We start from the raw sequence: 2869 nt of genomic DNA, 5'->3' as shown, positions 1-2869 counted from the left end.
CCTCAAGCCGCTCGGCATCACCTATGATGCCAGGCCGACTTCGACCTTCCTCGATGGCGGCTTCGATGGCTATCGGCTGGCATTTGTCGAAACCCCTGCCAATCCGGGGCTGGATATCTGCGATATCGCCGCCGTTGCCGATGCTGTCCACAAAGCCGGCGCGATCCTTGTGGTCGACAACACGACCATGACCCCTCTCGGCCAACGACCGCTCGACCACGGCGCCGACATCGTCGTTGCCGCCGACACCAAGGCACCCAATGGCCATTCCGACGTGCTGTTCGGCCATGTCGCCAGTCGCAATGCCGATATCATCGCCGCCGTGACCGGCTGGCGCGAAGTTTCCGGCAGCATTCCCGGTCCGTTCGAAGCCTGGCTGGTGCACCGCGGCCTGGAGACACTGGATGTGCGCTTCGATCGCATGTGTTCCTCGGCGGAAGTCATCGCGCGGCGACTGCAGGGCCACAAGGCAATCAGCGGCCTGCGTTATCCCGGGCTTGAAGGCGACCCGTCGCACAACCTAGCCCGCGCCCAGATGGAGCGCTTCGGCTTTCTCATCTCTTTCGAACTCGCCTCGGAAGACAAAGCCGAGGACTTCATCAACAATTGTGCCCTGATGCAGGCCGCGACATCCTTCGGCGGCGTCCACACCTCCGCCGAGCGGCGCCTGAAGCGAGGCGATGCGGTCTCCGCCGGTTTCGTCCGCCTCTCGGTCGGCTGCGAGCCGGTGGAAGAGCTCTGGAAAGCGATCGAGACGTCGCTGGACGGGATCAGCGGCTCCCGGCTCGGATGAACGGCCGGACAGGCTTGAATCAACAGGCGCGCCCGAGGGCGCAACCTGCTGATTTCAAGAGATTTCTCTTGATATCGGGGGAGAGAAATTGCCAGCTGGCCTGTAAGCCGGGTTCTGTATGGCCCTCGTCCCTTGCGAGGCGAGAACGTGGCGGCCATTCATCTTGGGCGCATGTTGCCATGCGCCTCACGCAACCTACCCGGACGGTGAGCCGGAAACAGCCCTCGAGGGTTTCCCCTCGCACCGTCCCTATTCGGTCTTGCTCCCGGTGGGGTTTACCGTGCCGCTCCTGTTGCCAGTCGCGCGGTGGGCTCTTACCCCACCCTTTCACCCTTGCCCCGAATCCGGCAAGCCGGATCGTGGCGGTTTGCTTTCTGTGGCACTTTCCCTGGGGTCGCCCCCGCCGGCCATTAACCGGCACCGTGTTTCCATGGAGCCCGGACTTTCCTCACCCACGACCTTTCGGCGTTTGCGGGTGCGGCCGCCCAGCCAGCTGGCAGAGCGTATAAAGGGGTTCACGCCCGAAAACGCAAACGAAAAAGCTGACTTATGCGGGCGATCCAAGCGCAGCCATCTGCACCTTGACCTTGCCGCAATAGGCTGCCGACACGGGGTTCATCCGCGTTGCGGCGTGCCCGGCATTGTATTTCAGAATGGTGCCGCAGGTCGTGCCGCCACCGAGGCTCCGTGCCATGGCAAGGTATTTCATGCCGTATTTGATGTTGGTGTCGGGATCGAACAGGCCCTTGGCGGAGCCGCTATAGCCCATCATCCGAGCCGTGGCCGGCTTGATCTGCATCAGGCCGATCTCGCCGGCGCTGCCGACGATGTTGGGCCGGTAGTTGCTCTCGATCTTGATGACCGCCGAGGCGAGCGACACGGGCACGCCTTCGATCGCCGCATAGCGGGCAACGATTGCGGAATACTGGCCGCTGCTCGCCACCGCGGCCGTCGACTCCGCCGCGTTCCTGAGGCCGATCGATGCCGTTCTCGTCATGTCGACGGTCTTGCGGCCGCGCTTCGTCTGCCTTTTGGCGATGGACTTCTTCGGTTTGGACCAGCTTGCCTTTTCCGCTTTGGCGGAAGCCCGCTTCGTCTCCGCTTTGGCGGATGCCTGCTTTGTCGCCTTGGCGTCGTGGCCTGCCTTGCCGCTTTTTGCGGATACCACGGGAAACCCTTGATCGGCCCGCGGGCTGAATGACGCTGCATGCGCCGCACTGAAGGCAAAAGTCATTACGCCGGCAGCAAGAGCTGCCGTTAAAACGGTAAATTTCTGCATGTGATCCTGTTCTGTCTGAACCGCGCGAAGATGTTCACGCAGCAACGCCTAACCAACGTCGGAACAACCCGGGGGGGGCTTGGGGTCCGACATCTACACGTCAGCCGTTTGACGCCCGAATTGGTGTCAAACAAGGCCAGGCAAGTCACTTTGAGTGACAGCCTGTAACTTAAGGATTGGAAAGAATTGCTTGGGAGAGGTCTCCCGGGGATTAGCGCTTCACGGAAGCAAGCAGCCTTTGCAGCGTCCGCAGCGTCGAGCCGTCGGCAACGCCGTCCACCTTGCGCGGCCGGAAATGCCGTTGGAAGGCTTCGACCACCGCCTCCGTCTGCCGGTCGAAAACGCCGGATATTTCAACGCCATAGCCGTAGAGCGCCAGCATCGACTGCAACGCTTCGATATCGCCGCCGGTGTCGCCGGTTGTCAGAGTAGCGCCTCGCCTGACGGGGGCGGCCGTAACGAGATGGCCGACACCGGCCTCGAATAGCGCCCGCCACGGAAACTTCTCGCCGGGATCGATTTTGCGCCCCGGCGCAACATCGGAATGCGCGAGTACCCGCTCGGCGGCGATCGAATGCCGACCGGCGATCCCCCGGCACAGCCCGATCACGGCATCGATCTGCCGCCGGGGAAAACCGGGATAGCCCAGCGAATGCCCCGGATTGACGATCTCGATGCCGACGGAACAGGAATTGATGTCGGCGCATCCGAACCACGAACTCTTGCCGGCGTGCCAGGCGCGGTCGCTTTCCCTGACCATCTGCACGATATGGCCATTCTCGTGGACCAGATAATGC

The 2869-nt window shown here is 62.6% G+C and carries 3 protein-coding genes and 1 other RNA gene; 1 reads left to right on the top strand and 3 read right to left on the bottom strand.

All coding sequences use genetic code 11. The features are described from left to right. Positions 1 to 793: PLP-dependent transferase (locus EN879_RS30785; protein ID WP_127274474.1), on the top strand; the 793-nt coding region annotated here is incomplete at its 5' end. An 87-nt stretch (positions 794 to 880) separates the two neighbouring features. Here the strand turns inward: EN879_RS30785 and rnpB are convergent. From rnpB to EN879_RS30770, 3 genes are all read right to left on the bottom strand, one after another. After that, positions 881 to 1290: RNase P RNA component class A (rnpB, locus tag EN879_RS30780), an RNA gene on the bottom strand. Positions 1291 to 1340: 50 nt separating this feature from the next. After that, on the bottom strand, positions 1341 to 2072 hold the full coding sequence (locus EN879_RS30775) for a lytic transglycosylase domain-containing protein (protein ID WP_013530946.1): 732 nt from the start codon (positions 2070 to 2072) through the stop codon (positions 1341 to 1343). 211 nt (positions 2073 to 2283) lie between these two features. Beyond that, positions 2284 to 2869 (bottom strand): N-acetylmuramoyl-L-alanine amidase (locus EN879_RS30770; RefSeq protein WP_164774686.1); only part of this gene is annotated, 586 nt, incomplete at its 5' end.

It is taken from the genome of Mesorhizobium sp. M7A.F.Ca.AU.002.02.1.1 (genome assembly GCF_003998535.1).
GTDB lineage: Bacteria > Pseudomonadota > Alphaproteobacteria > Rhizobiales > Rhizobiaceae > Mesorhizobium > Mesorhizobium ciceri.
This window is presented reverse-complemented; position numbering and strand designations above follow the sequence as displayed.